The 14,804-nt window shown below is 67.9% G+C and carries 18 protein-coding genes and 1 tRNA gene; 6 read left to right on the forward strand and 13 right to left on the reverse strand.

What is annotated here, in order from left to right:
- Positions 1-376: 376 nt before the first annotated feature.
- The 6 genes from JF542_RS21305 to JF542_RS21330 form a co-directional block, all read right to left on the reverse strand.
- Entirely contained in the window at positions 377-931 is a 555-nt protein-coding gene (locus JF542_RS21305; RefSeq protein WP_207077338.1) for a metallophosphoesterase, read from the reverse strand.
- A gap of 192 nt (positions 932-1,123) precedes the next feature.
- Positions 1,124-1,198, reverse strand: a tRNA-Gln gene (locus JF542_RS21310).
- Between the two features lie 94 nt (positions 1,199-1,292).
- The gene (locus JF542_RS21315; protein WP_340689173.1) at positions 1,293-2,270 is read right to left on the reverse strand and encodes a GGDEF domain-containing protein; all 978 of its coding nucleotides are present in this window, start codon (positions 2,268-2,270) and stop codon (positions 1,293-1,295) included.
- Positions 2,267-2,881, reverse strand: a complete 615-nt coding sequence (locus JF542_RS21320; protein ID WP_007799240.1) for a heme NO-binding domain-containing protein — start codon at positions 2,879-2,881, stop codon at positions 2,267-2,269. The genes JF542_RS21315 and JF542_RS21320 overlap by 4 nt, the downstream gene beginning before the upstream one ends.
- 134 nt (positions 2,882-3,015) lie before the next feature.
- Positions 3,016-3,714 carry an HAD family hydrolase gene (locus JF542_RS21325; RefSeq protein ID WP_207077339.1) on the reverse strand — a complete coding sequence of 233 codons (699 nt, stop codon included), beginning with the start codon at positions 3,712-3,714 and terminating at the stop codon, positions 3,016-3,018.
- Complete coding sequence (locus JF542_RS21330; protein WP_207077340.1) at positions 3,711-3,995, reverse strand: DUF3572 domain-containing protein; 285 nt, start codon at positions 3,993-3,995, stop codon at positions 3,711-3,713. Before JF542_RS21330 ends, JF542_RS21325 begins: the two co-directional genes overlap by 4 nt.
- A gap of 121 nt (positions 3,996-4,116) precedes the next feature.
- Between JF542_RS21330 and JF542_RS21335 the strand changes: the two genes are divergently transcribed.
- Positions 4,117-5,517: a diguanylate cyclase gene (locus JF542_RS21335; RefSeq protein WP_340689174.1), complete on the forward strand. Its 1,401-nt coding sequence runs from the start codon at positions 4,117-4,119 to the stop codon at positions 5,515-5,517.
- 13 nt (positions 5,518-5,530) lie between these two features.
- Here the strand turns inward: JF542_RS21335 and JF542_RS21340 are convergent, their stop codons facing one another.
- The 5 genes from JF542_RS21340 to JF542_RS21360 all read right to left on the reverse strand — a co-directional run bounded on the left by JF542_RS21340 (position 5,531) and on the right by JF542_RS21360 (position 8,804).
- Positions 5,531-6,028: a periplasmic heavy metal sensor gene (locus JF542_RS21340; protein ID WP_007799232.1), complete on the reverse strand. Its 498-nt coding sequence runs from the start codon at positions 6,026-6,028 to the stop codon at positions 5,531-5,533.
- 3 nt (positions 6,029-6,031) lie between these two features.
- Entirely contained in the window at positions 6,032-6,421 is a 390-nt protein-coding gene (locus JF542_RS21345; RefSeq protein WP_224887571.1) for a hypothetical protein, read from the reverse strand.
- The gene (locus JF542_RS21350; protein ID WP_007799229.1) at positions 6,414-6,998 is read right to left on the reverse strand and encodes an RNA polymerase sigma factor; all 585 of its coding nucleotides are present in this window, start codon (positions 6,996-6,998) and stop codon (positions 6,414-6,416) included. The genes JF542_RS21345 and JF542_RS21350 overlap by 8 nt, the downstream gene beginning before the upstream one ends.
- An 81-nt stretch (positions 6,999-7,079) precedes the next feature.
- Positions 7,080-7,748 (reverse strand): EF-hand domain-containing protein, encoded by a 669-nt coding sequence (locus JF542_RS21355; RefSeq protein ID WP_007799227.1) that lies wholly within the window; start codon positions 7,746-7,748, stop codon positions 7,080-7,082.
- Positions 7,749-7,901: 153 nt separating this feature from the next.
- Positions 7,902-8,804, reverse strand: coding sequence for a LysR family transcriptional regulator (locus tag JF542_RS21360; protein WP_007799225.1), 903 nt, complete (start codon positions 8,802-8,804; stop codon positions 7,902-7,904).
- A 149-nt stretch (positions 8,805-8,953) separates the two neighbouring features.
- Here JF542_RS21360 and JF542_RS21365 point away from each other — a divergent pair, with 149 nt between their 5' ends.
- The 3 genes from JF542_RS21365 (at position 8,954) to JF542_RS21375 (ending at position 10,854) form a co-directional block, all read left to right on the forward strand.
- Positions 8,954-9,433 carry a fasciclin domain-containing protein gene (locus JF542_RS21365; RefSeq protein WP_207077343.1) on the forward strand — a complete coding sequence of 160 codons (480 nt, stop codon included), beginning with the start codon at positions 8,954-8,956 and terminating at the stop codon, positions 9,431-9,433.
- A gap of 220 nt (positions 9,434-9,653) precedes the next feature.
- Entirely contained in the window at positions 9,654-10,124 is a 471-nt protein-coding gene (locus tag JF542_RS21370) for a DUF983 domain-containing protein (protein ID WP_007799222.1), read from the forward strand.
- 37 nt (positions 10,125-10,161) lie between these two features.
- Positions 10,162-10,854, forward strand: a complete 693-nt coding sequence (locus JF542_RS21375; protein ID WP_007799220.1) for an NUDIX hydrolase — start codon at positions 10,162-10,164, stop codon at positions 10,852-10,854.
- A gap of 20 nt (positions 10,855-10,874) precedes the next feature.
- Here JF542_RS21375 and JF542_RS21380 read toward each other — a convergent pair whose 3' ends face one another.
- Positions 10,875-11,255 carry a hypothetical protein gene (locus tag JF542_RS21380; RefSeq protein ID WP_207077344.1) on the reverse strand — a complete coding sequence of 127 codons (381 nt, stop codon included), beginning with the start codon at positions 11,253-11,255 and terminating at the stop codon, positions 10,875-10,877.
- 122 nt (positions 11,256-11,377) lie between these two features.
- Here JF542_RS21380 and JF542_RS21385 point away from each other — a divergent pair, with 122 nt between their 5' ends.
- The gene (locus tag JF542_RS21385) at positions 11,378-12,142 is read left to right on the forward strand and encodes an alpha/beta fold hydrolase (RefSeq protein ID WP_207077345.1); all 765 of its coding nucleotides are present in this window, start codon (positions 11,378-11,380) and stop codon (positions 12,140-12,142) included.
- Between the two features lie 118 nt (positions 12,143-12,260).
- Here JF542_RS21385 and JF542_RS21390 read toward each other — a convergent pair whose 3' ends face one another.
- Positions 12,261-13,229: a LysR family transcriptional regulator gene (locus tag JF542_RS21390; protein WP_040544709.1), complete on the reverse strand. Its 969-nt coding sequence runs from the start codon at positions 13,227-13,229 to the stop codon at positions 12,261-12,263.
- 90 nt (positions 13,230-13,319) lie between these two features.
- Between JF542_RS21390 and hisD the strand changes: the two genes are divergently transcribed.
- Entirely contained in the window at positions 13,320-14,633 is a 1,314-nt protein-coding gene (gene hisD / locus JF542_RS21395; RefSeq protein ID WP_207077346.1) for a histidinol dehydrogenase, read from the forward strand.
- The last annotated feature ends 171 nt before the right edge of the window (positions 14,634-14,804 follow it).

Genomic DNA, 14,804 nt, shown 5'->3' on the forward strand with positions numbered 1-14,804 from the left:
GCTGGCCCGATACGGCTGCGCTGTGTGAGGGCTACACCGCATCGGGCCAGCTACCCGGGCGCTCCAAGGGGGTCATTTTTGGATGCCGATAGGGGGTCACGATTGGCTGCCGATTGACACCATCCTCGGGTTTGACAGGGGAGGGGCTGCGACGGGATCGACATGGCCTGAGCCAGGGATCAAAGCAGCATGGATTTTCGTAAGGAAAACAGCACCGGTCTGCGCGGCAGAGGCAAATCCTCTGACGAGAAAGGCAGAACTATATGGTGCTTTTCAACACGGATGCGAGCTGCCCTTGCGAGATCGAACCTCCGAGCTCTTGCTCACCATGCGATCGCTCAACCAGCTGGTCCGAGATGCCACCCGCTCAATTGGTCTACGGAAGCTCGTTTCCATGTTCGACATCTGCCCAATGCTTGTTAACCGGCATACGGGCTGCCCGCTTTGCTATTTCTCCAATCTGGATTGGTCGAAAATCCCACTGGTCGACGCCGACATTTATGCTGTTTCGCGAGCCTGCCCATTGGTCGTGGACGTGGCCGAACAGCTGCAGGGCGCCTCTACGTGCGCCGTTCCAGGTGATCATCGGATAGTGGCACAGGACGAGGCTATGATCTCCGTCTTGTATCTCGGCCATGTACTCGGTGCTGGCCCAAGGGAGCGAGATTACTGCTTCGTCGTCGTGGTTGCCAATGATCAGATGCTTGCGGCCGGGCAGGCTGTGAAACCAGCTCTCAAACTGTGCCGTATCATCAGCGCGACCGAAGGCGAAATCTCCCAAGATCCAGAGGTCATCATCGTGCGCGACACAGCCCTGGAAGTTGGCGATCAGGGCCGCGTTCATCTCCGCGGTTGAGGCGAAGGGGCGCCTGCAGAAGTCGATGATGCGGTGGTGGCCGAAGTGCAGGTCGGCCGAATACCAGTTGGCCATACCTGTGCCCTCCGTGTTCGTCGTCCCTCAGTTTAGGGACGAGATCATACGGGCGCAAATGCCTGTCAGTTCAGAGGAATTGCGGACGGCGAAACGTTCGAAATCTCAGCAGATACCAGTCTTGCCCGAGCAAGGTGCCAAGTAGAACCGGATAGGTTCCAATCTTCGGCGAACGTCATACTTAGGAAGTACTGGCTGGGGTGGCAGGATTCGAACCTGCGGTACGCGGTACCAAAAACCGTTGCCTTACCACTTGGCTACACCCCAACCGTGGCGGCGGTATTACTGTAGGTGTTCGGGGGGCGCAAGACCTCAGAATGCAAAAAGTTCATCTCTTTTTCGCCTTACGTCGGGACAGCCCTCAGGCGGCCTCGGCGCGGTGAAAGGCGTGACGGCTGCGGCCCTCGCGTTTGGCCGCGTAAAGCGCTGAATCCGCCTGCGCCAAGAGCCCGGCGACTCCCGCAGGCGACGGATTGTCCGGATCGTGCAAAGCGATTCCGATGCTCGCCGAGACCTGGCAGGCGCCATCCTCGATCGGAACCGGCTCTTCGATTCGTGCAATCAGCTGGCGCGCCAGATCCGACAGCCGCTCGTGATCGGTCAGGCCCAGCGGCAGGATGACGAACTCGTCCCCGCCGATCCGCGCCACCAGATCATTCTTGCGCGTGAGATCCAGCATCGTCCGCGCGACCGCCTGCAGGACCCGGTCGCCGGCGGCATGGCCGCGGCTGTCGTTGACCTGTTTGAAGTGATCGAGGTCGAGATGCAGCACGGCGAACCGCTCACCGCCGCGGATCAGCCGCTGCAGGAGCTGATCCATCGCCCGCCGGTTGCCGAGACCGGTCAGGGGATCGGTGAAGGCCCGCTGCTCGGCGGCCTGCATGGCCCCCTGAAGCCGCCGGTTGAGCGTGCGCGACGATTCCATCGCCGCGCTCTTGGCCTCGACCAGGTAGAGCATGTCGATGGCAAGATCGGTGGCCGCAAAATCACTGCTCGTGAGCGCATGCCGGCGCACCGCCTCGACCACGCCGATTCCGAAGGAGAGATTGAGCACCGCGCCGCCGCGTCCGTCGGGCATCGCCAGCCCCTTCATGGCAAGCCCCGCCCGACCGCGAAGGCGAAGCTGCAACTTACGCCCCGCAAGCGACAGCAGCACGGGCAACGTGGCCACCGCGCGCGGACGGTAAATCTCGACCAACTGGGTGAAGGCCGCCCCCTCGCCCGCCCCTGGGCCGAGCACCTTGGCCAGCGTCGGGCCAAGCGACACGACCTGTCCATCGGCCCCGATCGCCATGTGAAGCGGCATCAGGGTCGCCATCGTCTCGGGCGGGAGGCTCACTGTCCCTCAACCGGCGAAGGCGGCGCGCCACCGAGGTCGAAACTCCGCCCGGCCGCGAAATCGGTCTGCACCACGGTGATCTCGATCCGCTCGCGACCTGCGCTCGCGCCCGAATGTCCAAGGATCACCAGCGCGCCGTAATCGTCGGCCATCGCCCGCAGCACGCCCACCAGCACGTGGCCGAGGCCGCGCGGATGGGTGCTGCCCGCCCGGCAGATCAGGTCGAACCCGCCACCCTCCCGGTCACAGAGTTCGAGCTCGGGAAGATCGAGGTCCGCCACGGCGAGCCGCGCCCGGCCCGGCAGATCCTCGAGCGAATGCAGGAAATCGATGAAGTCGAGCCCGCCATAGCGCATCAGCCGGCGCAAACCCTCGTTGTTGTGGTGGCTGATGAGATAGGTGCCGATATCCTCGAGGATCGCCTCACCGGGCTTGTCGAGGCGCTGCACCGCGGCGGCCAGCACCCGCTCGACCGTGGCCGGCTCGTAATCGAGCATCGCCTCGAAATCGGGGCTGTCGAGATCGGCGCGACGGGCGATCTCGGCCCAAGTGCCCAGCCCGTAGGTATCCTGCAGGAAACACTGAAGTGTCCGCGCCAGAAGCCCGTGCATCCGCTTTATCCGCTCTCTTCGCTTGCCTGTCGTTTCAGGCAGTGTCGGAGGGGGATATTAATATTGGCACAACAATTAGAATTTGCCGGAGATTCCTGGCACAGCCCCTGCGAAGCTCCGGCCCAGGGCGCGGCTCAGATCGCCGTCAACCAGCCCGGCAGATGGCCGACATCCGGCAGCACGGCATCGGCAAGCGGTGCGAGCCGGTCGGCGCCGATCGGACCGGTCAGCACGGCCACGGTCTGCATCCCGGCAGCCCGCCCCGCGGTGAGGTCGTGCGGGCTGTCTCCGACCATGACGATGCGGCCCGGCGCGAGCCCCAGCCGGTCCGCAAACGCGAGCAGAGGCGCAGGGTCCGGCTTGGCGCCAAAGCCGCTGTCGAAGCCGGCGATGAAATCGAACACGCCGCGGATCCCCGCATGACCAAGATGCGCATGCGCGACGCTCTCGGCGTCATTGGTCATAACGCCCAGCGCCAGCCCGAGCGCCTCGAGCTGCGCCATCAGAGGCACCAATGGCGCGGCCTCTACCAAAGGCGCCTCGGCGCCGCTGATTTCGAGATAGGCCTCGACCTCCGATGCACTGCGCCCTGGCAGCACCGACGCGAGACAGGCCGCGGCCTCGCGGTTGGTTCCGGCCACCACGGGGCTGTCGGCCCGGAAGCTCTGGGTCTCGAGATCGAAGCGCGCGGCCTCGGCAAGCGCCAAGAGCGTCGCCTCGCAGCCCTCGGACAGGTGCTGCAGCGCCTCACGGCCCCAGGCATTCCACGTGGCTCCGAACTCGAACAGCGTGCCATCCTTGTCGAACAGCACCGCATCCGCGCGCAGCCTCATGTCCAGTTCACCTCGCCACCGCCCGGCAGCATGGCCCGGGCCATGCGCGGGGTCTCGTAGGACAGCGACTGCGCGTCGCAGAAGCCGGAGATCCAAGCGTCGTCCATCAGGATGAAATCGAGAACCGCGACTTGGAAGACCGGATCCTCCAGCGCCTCGCGGAAGTCTTCTTGCGAGGCCCCGGTCGCGCCGAGAAAAACCGGCAGAAGCTCGTCATTGGTGGCCAGCCAGGCCACGGCCTGAAGCCCGACCAGTTCAGCGCTGTCGCGGGAAAGTGCCATGGGGACGCCTAAAATCCGAAAGAGATTATTAACCATTGTACGGGAAGACTTCCCGCCACAGGACGCGGGCGCCCCGGTGCCTGCGTAGCGCATGGTGGAAAAGGCTGCAATGACGGGAAAGGTGCTTATCGCCGATGGTCTCGCGACCCATCGCATCTCGCTGGCGGCGGCGCTGGACCGGGCGTTCTATGACGTGATCGTCACCGGCAGCGGCGCCGAAGCCCTGCGCGCGATGCGTCGCGAGCGGCCCGACCTCGTGATCGCGTCGACGGCCCTGCCCGATCTGGATCCGACGCGGTTCTGCGCCCGGGCGCAGGCGCTCGCGGGTGGCGGGGACATGCCGCTCATCCTGCTTGGTGGCGCGCTCACGCGCCCCGAGCGTCTCGCCCTGCTCGCCGCCGGTGCCGATGACGTGCTGAGCGCGCCGGTCGATCGGAGCCTGCTTCTGGCAGGTCTGCGCAACCGACTGCGGGCGCGCGCCGCCGATGCCGAACTGACCCTGCGCGACGACACCCGGCTGGCGCTGGGACTGGCCGAGGCCGCCGGCGCCGCGATCCAGTCCCCGGCGCGCGTGGCCCTGATCGAGATATCGGCAGAGCACGGTATCCCCCCGATGCTCGAACGCTTGCGGAGCCTTGTCCCGGACCGGATCGAGCTGCTTGCCGCCTCCGAGGCGCTACGCGCCACCGCCTCGCCGCCCGAGGCCTTCATCATCGTCGAGACCGGCAACCAGCCGCATGGCGGGCTGGCGCTGCTGACGCAGCTGCGCGCCAGTCCCAGCGCCCGCAACGCCGCCCTGCTCTATGTCGGCTGCGCCTCCCGGCCAAGGCAAGCTGCGGCGGCGCTCGATCTCGGCGCCGACGACGTGCTCATGGGGGCGCTCGATCCCGACGAGCTGGCGTTGCGCCTGCCGCGTCAGATTGCACGAAAACGCAACCGCGACCGGCAACGGGCCAACCTTCGTGACGGGGCGCAGGCGGCCCTCATCGACCCTCTGACCGGGCTCTACAACCGCCGCTACGCGCTGCCGCACGTCGCACGCCTGCTGGAGCGGGCAACCGAGCGAAGCCGTGGCTTCGCGCTTCTGCTGGCCGATCTCGACCACTTCAAGCAGGTGAACGATCGCTTCGGCCACGCGGCCGGCGACGTCGTTCTGCGCGAGGTGGCGCGCCGCCTGAACAGCATCCTGCGACCGTCCGATCTGGTGGCCCGCATCGGCGGAGAGGAGTTCCTCGTCACCCTGCCGGATGCCACCGCCGAAACCGCCCATGCCGTGGCGCAGCGGCTGCGCGCGTCGGTGGCGGCCCGCCGTTTCGCCCTACCCGGCACGCCCACGCGGCTGCCGGTCACCCTGAGCATCGGTCTTGCCCTGTCCGGGAGCGGTGCGGCGCCCGGGGCAGACGCGCTGCTGGAGCGGGCCGACCGGGCGCTCTATGCCGCCAAGGATGCGGGGCGCGACAGGGTCATGGCGTGGGCCGACCCGCACGACACCACGTGCCGGGCGGTCGGGGCCGCGCGGTGACCTTGCCCACGTCTCAGGGCTTGTTCTTGCGGATGCGCTTGCCGATCTCGCTGATCTTGTCTTCGAGCCGCTGGGCGTAGACCGCGCGCTGCTCCGGCGAGAGCCCCGCGACATACTCGACCAGCATCCGCTGCCCCTCTTCCTGCCGCCGCTCGGCACGGGCCCCCTGCCGGTCAAGCGTGGCGGCAAAGGCCGCCGGATCGAAGGGCTCGGTCCGCAATGTCTCGATCGCGGTCCGGTACTCGGCGAGGAAATCGCCCCGGGTGTCGCGCTGCCGCTCGATCCGGCCGCGCAGGCTGCGACCAAGCTCGCGGCGCTGATCCTCGTCGAGCGCATGGGTGTAAGGGAACACGAAATCGCGCCCGCGCGGCGGCCCGCCACGCTCCATGTCGGGGCGGTTGAAATAGAGCCCCGCAACCACGCCAACAACAGCCAGGTTGGCGGCCAGCGAGGCAAAGAGCAGGATGCGCATCCCGGCGGTCATCTTCGGGGTCTTGGCGTCTTCGGTCATGGCTCAGAGTCCCAGCATCGCGACATCGAACCCGCTTGCCGGTTCGAAGGTGGTGTAACTGTCAGAGGCGGCGGCGGTGGCTGTCGCGGCGGTCCACTCGGTCAGCCCCGTCGGCGAGACCGCCCCGAACCAGACCCCGGCGGCACAGGCCGCCGCCAGTCCGGCCACTGCGGGCCATCCGCCCAGCGCCGACATCAGATCGCGCAGCCGGACGCCGCGGCGCGAGCGCTCGGGGCTGACGGCGACCGCAGGCGCCTGCGGCGCGGGCTGCTCCTCGAGCGCCAACGCCTCCATGCGCGCCAGCCAGTCGCCCGACGGCGCCGGCGCCTCGGCGCGCCCCGCGTCGAACCAGGGGCCCAGCCCCGCTTCCTCTGCCTTGCGCTTGTCACTCATCGTCATATCCCAGCTCTGCGCGTCGGGCCCCGAGCAGGCCCTCCAACGCCTTGCGGCCCCGCGCGGTCAGACTTTCGACCGCGCGCACGCCTATGTCCATGATCTCGGCGATCTCGGGGTTCGAAAGCCCCTCGAGATGGCGCAGGATCACCGCCTGTCTCTGCCGCTCGGGCAGCGTGTCGAGCGCTGCCTGAAGCGCCGCGCCGCGCGCCGTCTCCTGCAGTTCCTGCTCGGCCGAGCGCGCCGGATCGGGAGGCTCGGCCACCGCGTCGAGATCGACATGGCCGCCGCGCGCCTTGCGGATCCGGTCGATGCACAGGTTCGACACCACACGGTAAAGCCAGGTCGAGACCTTTGCCTCGCCCGCGCGCCAGCCCGGCGCCGCGCGCCAAAGGCGCAGCAGCGCCTCCTGTGCCACGTCCTCGGCCTCGGCCCGGTCCTTCAGCATGCGCATCGCCACGCCGAAGGCCTTGGGCCCCAGACGCAGCGCAAGCGCCCGCGCCGCGGCAGGCTCGCCGGCCGCATAGGCCGCGAGCAGGTCCTCGTCACTGGTGTCGCTCATCGCGTCATATGGCATCCGGTCCATCCAATTGCGCTAGCCCGACCCGGGCCGCAACGCAACGGGCGCGGCGGCGGCACGGGGCCGCCGCCTGCCGTGTCAGTCCTGCGCCTCGGGCGCGGCTTCTGGCATCTGTGCCCCCGGACGCATCGGCGCCTGGCCGTCCGGGCCACCGCGTCCGCCGCCCTGATGCATCTGGTGCTGGTGCTTGCCGCCATAGCCGCCGGCGCGCATCTGATGCTTGCCGTCGCGACCGCCGCGATCGCGCATCTCCGAGCGACGCTCCTGCATCTTCTGCAGCATCCGCTGCTGCGCCTCGGCCAGCTCCTCGAGGCTCACCTCGCCATTGCCGTCTGCATCGAGACGATCGAACATCTGCTGCGGTCCGCGCCGGGAGCCCGCCTCGATCTCTTCAAGGCTCAGCATGCCGTCGCCGTCGGTGTCGAGGCGCTCGACCATGCGCTGCTGCCGCCGCTCTTCGCGGGCACGCTCCTGCGCCGCGCGGAAGGCCGCCAGCTCGTCGCCATCAAGCATGCCGTCGCCATTGGCATCGGCCTCGGCGAAGGCCGCGGCGGGGCCAACTGCGGACAGTTCCTCGGCGGTCACGACACCATCACCATCGGCGTCGAGGCTGCGGAACATCTCGAGCATCATCGGTGCCCGAGCCTCGCGCGCGCCCCCCTGCTGACCGGGCTGGCCCTGGAAGGCCATCGCCAGGCTTGCGGACCCCATCACCGCAAGCGCGGCACCGGTAAGAAGTTTGCTCATGCGTGTCATTTTCTGCGATCTCCTGTTATCGCGGGTCGCCGGCGCCCCATCGGCCGCCGATCTGTTCCTTTCACGCGCTGGCGCAGAGATCCCGTCGCAGATTTTTCACGGCCAATGATTTTCGCGCCCCCAGAGCGATGCCCTCGGTGCGCTTCAGCCGATGCGGCCCGCCGGCCCGGCGAAGGCTTCGGCGAGGAAGTCGATGAAGCTACGGGTCCGCGAAGGCACATAGCGACGCGCCGGGTAGACAAGAAATATGTCGGCATTGTCGACGCTGTAATCCGGCAGCAGCTCCATCAGCCGGCCCTCTGCGAGATCCTCCTGCACATCCCAGATTGATTTTAGCACCACTCCCTCGCCATGCAGCGCCCAGCTCTGCGTGACCTCGCCGCTGTTGCTTGCCAGCGTCGCCGGCACGCTCACCGAGCGCATCACGCCATCGATCTCGAACATCCACTGATCGAGCAATTGGCCGTCGCGTATCAGCACGATGCCGCGATGCTCTGCGAGATCGTCGGGCACCTGCGGTGCGGCACGGTTCTCGAGGTAAAGTGGAGCGGCGCAGACCACGCGCCGCGCCTTGAGCAGGCGGCGCGTGATGAATTCGCCCTTGGTCGGGCGACCGACTCGCAGTGCGCAATCGTATTCGCGCCATAGCAAGTCATCGCTTTCGTCGGAGAGCGTGAGTTGCACCGAGATCTGGGGGTATTTCCTTCGAAAGGCGGTGACCAGTGGCGCGATCTGGCGGCGGCCGAAGGACAGTGGCGCCGCCACCCGCAGCGCTCCGTTCGGACCAAGGCGGCCGGTGCGGATCTCGTCCTCTGCGTCCTCGAGCTCGCTCACCAATGGCGCGCAGCGCTCAAGAAAGCGCTCGCCGTCGAGGGTCAGTCGGCACTGCCGGGTGGTCCGGGTGAAGAGCCGCACCTCAAGCCGCGCCTCAAGCGCGGCGATGGCACGGGTCACCGAGGCTGGCGATATCTGCAGCTTCCGTCCGGCGCCAGCAAAGCTGCCCTCCTCGGCAGTGGCAATGAAGATCTTCAGTTCGGTGCTGTCCATAGCGGCTCCCTCCGGGTTCCATCAAAATCGCGCTTTAAGCTGCAACGGAGCATTTCATAATCCGGCGTAGTCGAAATTCTGTGGCGACTATGTCTTTTGGCAAGCCCCGGGGATGGTCCCTGACGGGCGCAATTGAAAGGAAACTCACGATGAAGATGTTCTTCGCCACCGCCGCCACTGCAGCCGTTCTTGCCAGCCCGGTTCTTGCCGATCACCACATGGAAACCATCCCTGCCGTCGCGGAAGAGGCCGGCGACTTCACCACGCTGCTGGCCGCCGTCGAGGCCGCTGGCCTTGCCGAGACCCTCTCGGGAGAAGGCCCCTTCACCGTGCTCGCCCCGACCGATGCAGCCTTCGAGGCGCTGCCCCAGGGCACCCTCGACGAACTGCTGATGCCCGAGAACAAAGACCAGCTGGTCGACATCCTGACCTACCACGTGATTGAGGGTGCGGTGATGTCGGGAGATCTCGACGATGGCATGACTGCCACCACGATCGAAGGCGGTGACGTCACATTCGATCTTTCGAGCGAACCGATGGTCAACGACGCCACCATCGTGATGCCGGATGTGGAAGCCTCGAACGGCGTGATCCACGCCATCGACACCGTGCTGATGCCTGAGGGCTGATCGTCCCTCTGGCATCTCAAAAACCATACGAAGCGCCCGGTCGAGCCCCTCGGCCGGGCGTTTTGTCATGGCGGGTCGCCCTTCCCGTCCCACGGCACGGGTTGCAGCGCAAAGGTGCACGCTCCACACTGCTTTGCGACATGGCGCCGCAAGGACAGTCTGCGCACTTCTGTTAGCGTAGAGCTTTCGTCACGCTTCGCGGGAGGAGCGAGGGAAACCGATGCAAGACACGACCACGACCCGTGAGGACGCCGCAGAGCCGCCCTCGGACGTCAGGACCACCGACCCGGCCGCCGCGCCGCTGGATGGTGCGCCCGACACCAGCGCCGATGCCGGCGAAGAGCGCGACGCCTGGCCCGCGGTCTGGCGCGGCTTTCGCGGGCGCTGCCCGAATTGCGGCTCGGGGCCGCTCTTGCGCAGCTATCTCAAGGTGCGGGACCACTGCCCCGTCTGCCGCCAGGAGCTGCACCACAACCGTGCCGATGACGGCCCGGCCTATCTCACGATCCTGATCGTCGGCCACATCATGGCCCCGGCGCTGCACATCGTCTTCGTGACGTGGCGTCCCGAGCCGCTGATCCTGATCACCATATTCTCCATTGGCTGCATCGGCTTGTCCCTCTATCTTCTGCCCAGACTGAAAGGGGCGATCGTGGGCTTCCAATGGGCCCGCCGGATGTACGGGTTCTAGACCCGAGGCACGGTCGGCCACACCGGCAGGAGACCAGATGACCCAGGACAAGACGGCAATCCGCAACGCGGCGACGGTGATCGTGATGCGCGACCGTGCCACTGCTCCGCGCATTCTCATGGGCCAGCGTGGCGCCAAGGCAGCCTTCATGCCGAACAAGTTCGTGTTCCCCGGCGGCGCCGTGGATGCCGAGGATGCGCAGGTGCCGCTGAGCCGCCCCCTGCCCGCGCTCTGCGAAACCCGGCTCGGCGAGGACAGCCCGGCGGGCCTCGCCCATCCGCTGGCCGTCGCGGCGATTCGCGAGCTCTGGGAAGAGACCGGGCTGATTCTCGGCGCGCGCGGAGACTGGGCCGAGCCGCCCGCCGACTGGCGCAGCTTCGCAGCCACCGGCCACGTGCCCGATGCCTCGGGGCTTCAGTTCGTGTTCCGCGCCATCACGCCTCCGGGCCGTCCCCGGCGCTTCGACGCGCGGTTCTTCCTCGTCGACGCCGAGGCGCTGGCCACCGATCCAGACGATTTCTCCGCCGCTTCGGACGAACTCAGCCACCTGCAATGGATCGGGCTCGACGCGCTGCGCAATTTCGACATGCCGTTCATCACCGAGGTGGTGCTGGCCGAGATCGCCGCCCGCGCCCACGAGGTCGGTCCGCCCGCCTCGGTGCCGTTCTTCCGCAACGATGACGAGGAAAGCCTGTTTCTGCGGCTCAACGGAACAGCGCTGCCGGACTGACCCGTCGCCTTGCCGTGCGCTCAGATAAAGCCGCGCCAGCGCAGCACGATCACCACCAGAGCGACCACGACGATGATCCCCGCCATGATGCTGGCGAGGACGCCGAGGATCCGCCCCTTGCGCTGATCGGCGAGATCGATCGCATTGAGATGACGCTCGAGCCGCCCCGCCGCGGCGCGGATCGACGGCGCGTCGAGGGTGCGCGCGAGCTTGGGGTGGTCGGCAAAGCGCCGCGCCTCGAGAATCCGGGTCAGATCCTTGCGCAGCTTGTGCGGCAGACGCCGCCGCGCCTTGGCGGCACGGGCGTCGAAATCGCCCCGGGTGAGCTTGAGCCGGCTCTCGAAGAGCCGGTCGAGCCGCCCCACCGCGGCCTTGGTTTCCTGTGCGCCATCCATCGACATGGGCCACAGATCTCCTGATTTGGCACGGCGGCGCAAGGGGGCGCGGGCACGGAGCCGGGCAAACCGCGCGGATCGGCAACACGGGCATTCCCTTTGCCCCGCCGCTCTCCTAGAAACGGGCCATGCTGAACACCATCTTGCACGGCACCGAAGGTGCGAAACCGCCGCTTCTCATCGTTCACGGCCTCTACGGCTCGGGGCGCAACTGGGGCGTCATCGCCAAGCGGCTCTCGGACGAGCGGCAGGTGATCGCGGTCGACCAGCGCAATCACGGCGACTCGCCCTGGACCGAGCGCCACGGCTACGAGGACATGGCCGGCGATCTGGCCGAGGTGATCGAGGCGCATGGCGGCAAGGCCGACGTGCTTGGTCACTCGATGGGCGGCAAGGCGGCGATGGTGCTGGCCCTGACCCGGCCCGAGCTGGTCAACCGCCTGATCCTCGCCGACATCGCGCCGGTGGCCTACGATCACAGCCAAATCCAGTATATCGAGGCGATGCGCGCGGTGGATCTCGACGCGGTCGAAAAGCGTTCGGATGCCAATGACCAGCTTGCCCGACACGTGCCCGAGCCGACGCTGCGCTCGTTCTTCACCCAGTCGCTCGACATCAAGGAAAAGCGCTGGAAGCTGAACCTCGACCTGCTGGCCGAGGAGATGCCCAAGATCATCGGCTTCCCGGAGGTCGAGGGCCGCTTCGACGGCCCCACCCTGTTCCTGTCCGGTGGCGAGAGCGACTACGTGACACCCGAGCACCGCCCCCGCATCAAGGCGCTGTTCCCCGAGTCGCGCTTTGCCAAGATCCCCGGCGCCGGCCATTGGCTGCATGCCGAGAAACCGCGCGAATTCGAGGCGGCGGTGCGCGCCTATCTGGCAGCCACGGACTAACAGTTTCAGGAAAACCGAAACTGTGCGGGCCGTTTCTCAAATGCGCACGCGCAAGGGTTGATCCGTTCGGCGTATGCGCCCTTTCTCCCGAGAGAAAGGAGTCCCGATGCCACCCGCGCTACTCTCCGACCAGAACGCGCAGATCGTCTTCGAGCCACGGCAACTGGCGCAAGGCCGGTGCGATCACCAGCTCCGAGACCAGCTTGCGCATGGTGCGCGCCACGTCGCGCGGCACCCGGTCGCTCCAGTCGGCAGCAGCAAACAGCGAGATGGTGCGCGCGAACGGGCTGAAGGGCAGCGGGTGCGCCTCCATCTGGTCATGGAAGCGCCCGGCCCGCATGTAGCCCAAGGGCGTCGTGATGCCCCAGCCGACACCGCGCGCCACCAGCGTCATCAGCGACAGATGCGCGCCGATCTCGAAGCGCTCGGGGAAATCGAGCTTCTGGCGTTTCAGATGCGCCTCGATCTGCCGCCCGATGAGCTGGTCACGATCGTAGCGCAGCATCGGCAGCCCGCCCATCAGCGCATCCGCGCCGCCCGCCTCGGCCAGCGCGCCCCGGGCACAGACGAGGATGAAGGGATCGCGCACCAGCGGGTACTCGACGACGCCGTCGGTGACTCCGCCGGCGCTGGCGGCGATGGCGATGTGGAGCTTGCGCTCGCCCATCGCCTCCGCGATCTCGTGGCTCGGCGCGGTGACCAGCTTGAAGCGGCAGCGCGTCATGCTCTCGGCAAGGATGGTGACCAGCTTCGGGGTCAGGTCGTTGTCGAAATCGTCGATCACCCCGAGGTTCAGTGTGCTGAGATGGGTCAGGTCCATGACCGTCAGCTCGTTCTGCGCCAGCCGCAGCTGGCTCAGCACCGACTGGGTGCGCAACAGAAACGAGCGCCCGGCCTGCGTCAGCCGCATCGGGCGGCGGCCGTGATCGACCAGATCGGCGCCGAGCGCGCTCTCGAGGTTGCGCATCTGCTGGCTCACGGCGGGCTGGCTCAGCCCGGTCATCTCGGCTGCCTGCGCCACCGAGCCGGTCGCCGCCAGCGCCTCGAACACCTCGAGCCCGCGCAGCGTCACGCCCTTCATCACCATCGGTTCTCTCCCGCCCCGACGCGGCCGGACCGCGCCCCAGATATTCACCTTTTGTGAAACTCCCTCCCCTCAAGGTCAAGCGTTGCCGTCATGTCCCAAGCCTCCCAGATCCAGCAGCTGAAACCCGCCCCCGGCCTGCCGCCGCAGAGCGCCGCCGACATTTCCGACACCGTGGCGATCATGCTCGCCCGGCTGCGCACAGGGCGCGAGGATGCCGCGCGGGACTATGCCCGCCGCCTCGACGGAACTGACCGCCCCCCCGAGATCACGCCGGAGGCGCTGGTCACGGCGCAGCGCCGGCTGCCGGTGACGCTGGTCGAGGACATCGCCTATGCCCACGCCAATATCCGCGCCTTCGCCGAGGCACAGCGCGCCTCGATCACCGAGTTCGAGACCGAGCTGCGCCCCGGGCTCTTCGCCGGACAGACGCTGATCCCGCTGGGCTGCGCCGGGGCCTACGTGCCCGGCGGGCGCTACGCCCATATCGCCTCGGCGCTGATGAGCCTGACCACCGCCCGCGCCGCCGGGGTCGAGAATGTGATCGCCTGCACGCCGCCCGGCGCCGAGGGCCCGCACCCGGCGATCCTGCACGCCATGCACGTGGCCGGCGTGGACCGGGTGCTCGCCATGGGCGGGGTGCAGGGGATCGCGGCGATGGCGCTGGGGCTTTTCGACCTGCCCGAGGCCGACATCCTCGTCGGGCCCGGCAATGCCTTTGTGGCCGAGGCCAAGCGCCAGCTCTTCGGCCCGATCGGCATCGACATGGTGGCGGGCCCCACGGATTCGATGATCCTCGCCGACGCCACCGCCTCCGCGCAGACGGTGGCGCTCGATCTAGTCAGCCAGGCAGAGCATGGCGGCAATTCCCCGGTCTGGCTGGTCACGACCCACAGGCCGCTCGCCGAGGCGGTGCTGCGCGAGGTGCCCCGCATCATCGCCACCCTGCCCGAGCCCAACCGCAGCGCCGCCGCCGAGGCCTGGGCGGCGCTCGGCGAGGTCATGCTGGCCGAAAGCCGCGAGGCGATGGCGGCGCAGGCGGATCTCTATGCGCCCGAGCACCTGCACGTGCAGGCCGCCGATCCCGACTGGTGGCGCGGGCGGCTGCGCGCCTATGGCTCGCTGTTCCTCGGGGCCGAGACCACGGTGGCCTTCGGCGACAAGGCGGCCGGGCCGAACCACGTGCTACCCACCGGCCGTGCGGCGCGCTATACCGGCGGGCTCTCGGTGCACAAGTTCCTGAAATGCGTGACCTGGCAGCGGGTCGAGGAACAGGCCCTGCCGGATCTCGCAGGGGCCAGCGCCGGCATCGCCCAGGCAGAGGGCATGGAGGGCCACGCCCGCGCCGCCGAGGCACGACTGCCACTCGGGCGCGCCCGCAGCCCGCGGGCGGCGGCTGGGGCGTAGGATCCGAGCCAAGACGTTCAAGCGCGCGCGACGCCCCAGGACCAAAGCCGCAGCCAGCCCGGCCTGTCAGACGTGCGCGGCATGCTCGACGTTGATCGACCAACGCCGGGCCCGTGCATAAGCTGCTGCGGCGCCTCCCCGCTGGGGGGCGCCTCCCAGAGTAAGCTGTCC

Origin of the sequence: Salipiger bermudensis, from assembly GCF_017309175.1 — a bacterium.
Classification (GTDB): domain Bacteria; phylum Pseudomonadota; class Alphaproteobacteria; order Rhodobacterales; family Rhodobacteraceae; genus Salipiger; species Salipiger bermudensis.

Excerpts from the sequence above, each read along its gene's own strand:
- JF542_RS21305 (WP_207077338.1), bottom strand. The coding sequence starts at position 931 with ATGGCCAACTGGTATTCGGCCGACCTGCACTTCGGCCACCACCGCATC.
- JF542_RS21320 (WP_007799240.1), bottom strand. The coding sequence starts at position 2,881 with ATGCACGGGCTTCTGGCGCGGACACTTCAGTGTTTCCTGCAGGATACC.
- JF542_RS21325 (WP_207077339.1), bottom strand. The coding sequence starts at position 3,714 with ATGAGGCTGCGCGCGGATGCGGTGCTGTTCGACAAGGATGGCACGCTG.
- JF542_RS21330 (WP_207077340.1), bottom strand. The coding sequence starts at position 3,995 with ATGGCACTTTCCCGCGACAGCGCTGAACTGGTCGGGCTTCAGGCCGTG.
- JF542_RS21340 (WP_007799232.1), bottom strand. The coding sequence starts at position 6,028 with ATGACCGAAGACGCCAAGACCCCGAAGATGACCGCCGGGATGCGCATC.
- JF542_RS21345 (WP_224887571.1), bottom strand. The coding sequence starts at position 6,421 with ATGAGTGACAAGCGCAAGGCAGAGGAAGCGGGGCTGGGCCCCTGGTTC.
- JF542_RS21350 (WP_007799229.1), bottom strand. The coding sequence starts at position 6,998 with ATGCCATATGACGCGATGAGCGACACCAGTGACGAGGACCTGCTCGCG.
- JF542_RS21355 (WP_007799227.1), bottom strand. The coding sequence starts at position 7,748 with ATGAGCAAACTTCTTACCGGTGCCGCGCTTGCGGTGATGGGGTCCGCA.
- JF542_RS21360 (WP_007799225.1), bottom strand. The coding sequence starts at position 8,804 with ATGGACAGCACCGAACTGAAGATCTTCATTGCCACTGCCGAGGAGGGC.
- JF542_RS21365 (WP_207077343.1), top strand. The coding sequence starts at position 8,954 with ATGAAGATGTTCTTCGCCACCGCCGCCACTGCAGCCGTTCTTGCCAGC.
- JF542_RS21370 (WP_007799222.1), top strand. The coding sequence starts at position 9,654 with ATGCAAGACACGACCACGACCCGTGAGGACGCCGCAGAGCCGCCCTCG.
- JF542_RS21375 (WP_007799220.1), top strand. The coding sequence starts at position 10,162 with ATGACCCAGGACAAGACGGCAATCCGCAACGCGGCGACGGTGATCGTG.
- JF542_RS21380 (WP_207077344.1), bottom strand. The coding sequence starts at position 11,255 with ATGTCGATGGATGGCGCACAGGAAACCAAGGCCGCGGTGGGGCGGCTC.
- JF542_RS21385 (WP_207077345.1), top strand. The coding sequence starts at position 11,378 with ATGCTGAACACCATCTTGCACGGCACCGAAGGTGCGAAACCGCCGCTT.
- JF542_RS21390 (WP_040544709.1), bottom strand. The coding sequence starts at position 13,229 with ATGGTGATGAAGGGCGTGACGCTGCGCGGGCTCGAGGTGTTCGAGGCG.
- hisD (WP_207077346.1), top strand. The coding sequence starts at position 13,320 with ATGTCCCAAGCCTCCCAGATCCAGCAGCTGAAACCCGCCCCCGGCCTG.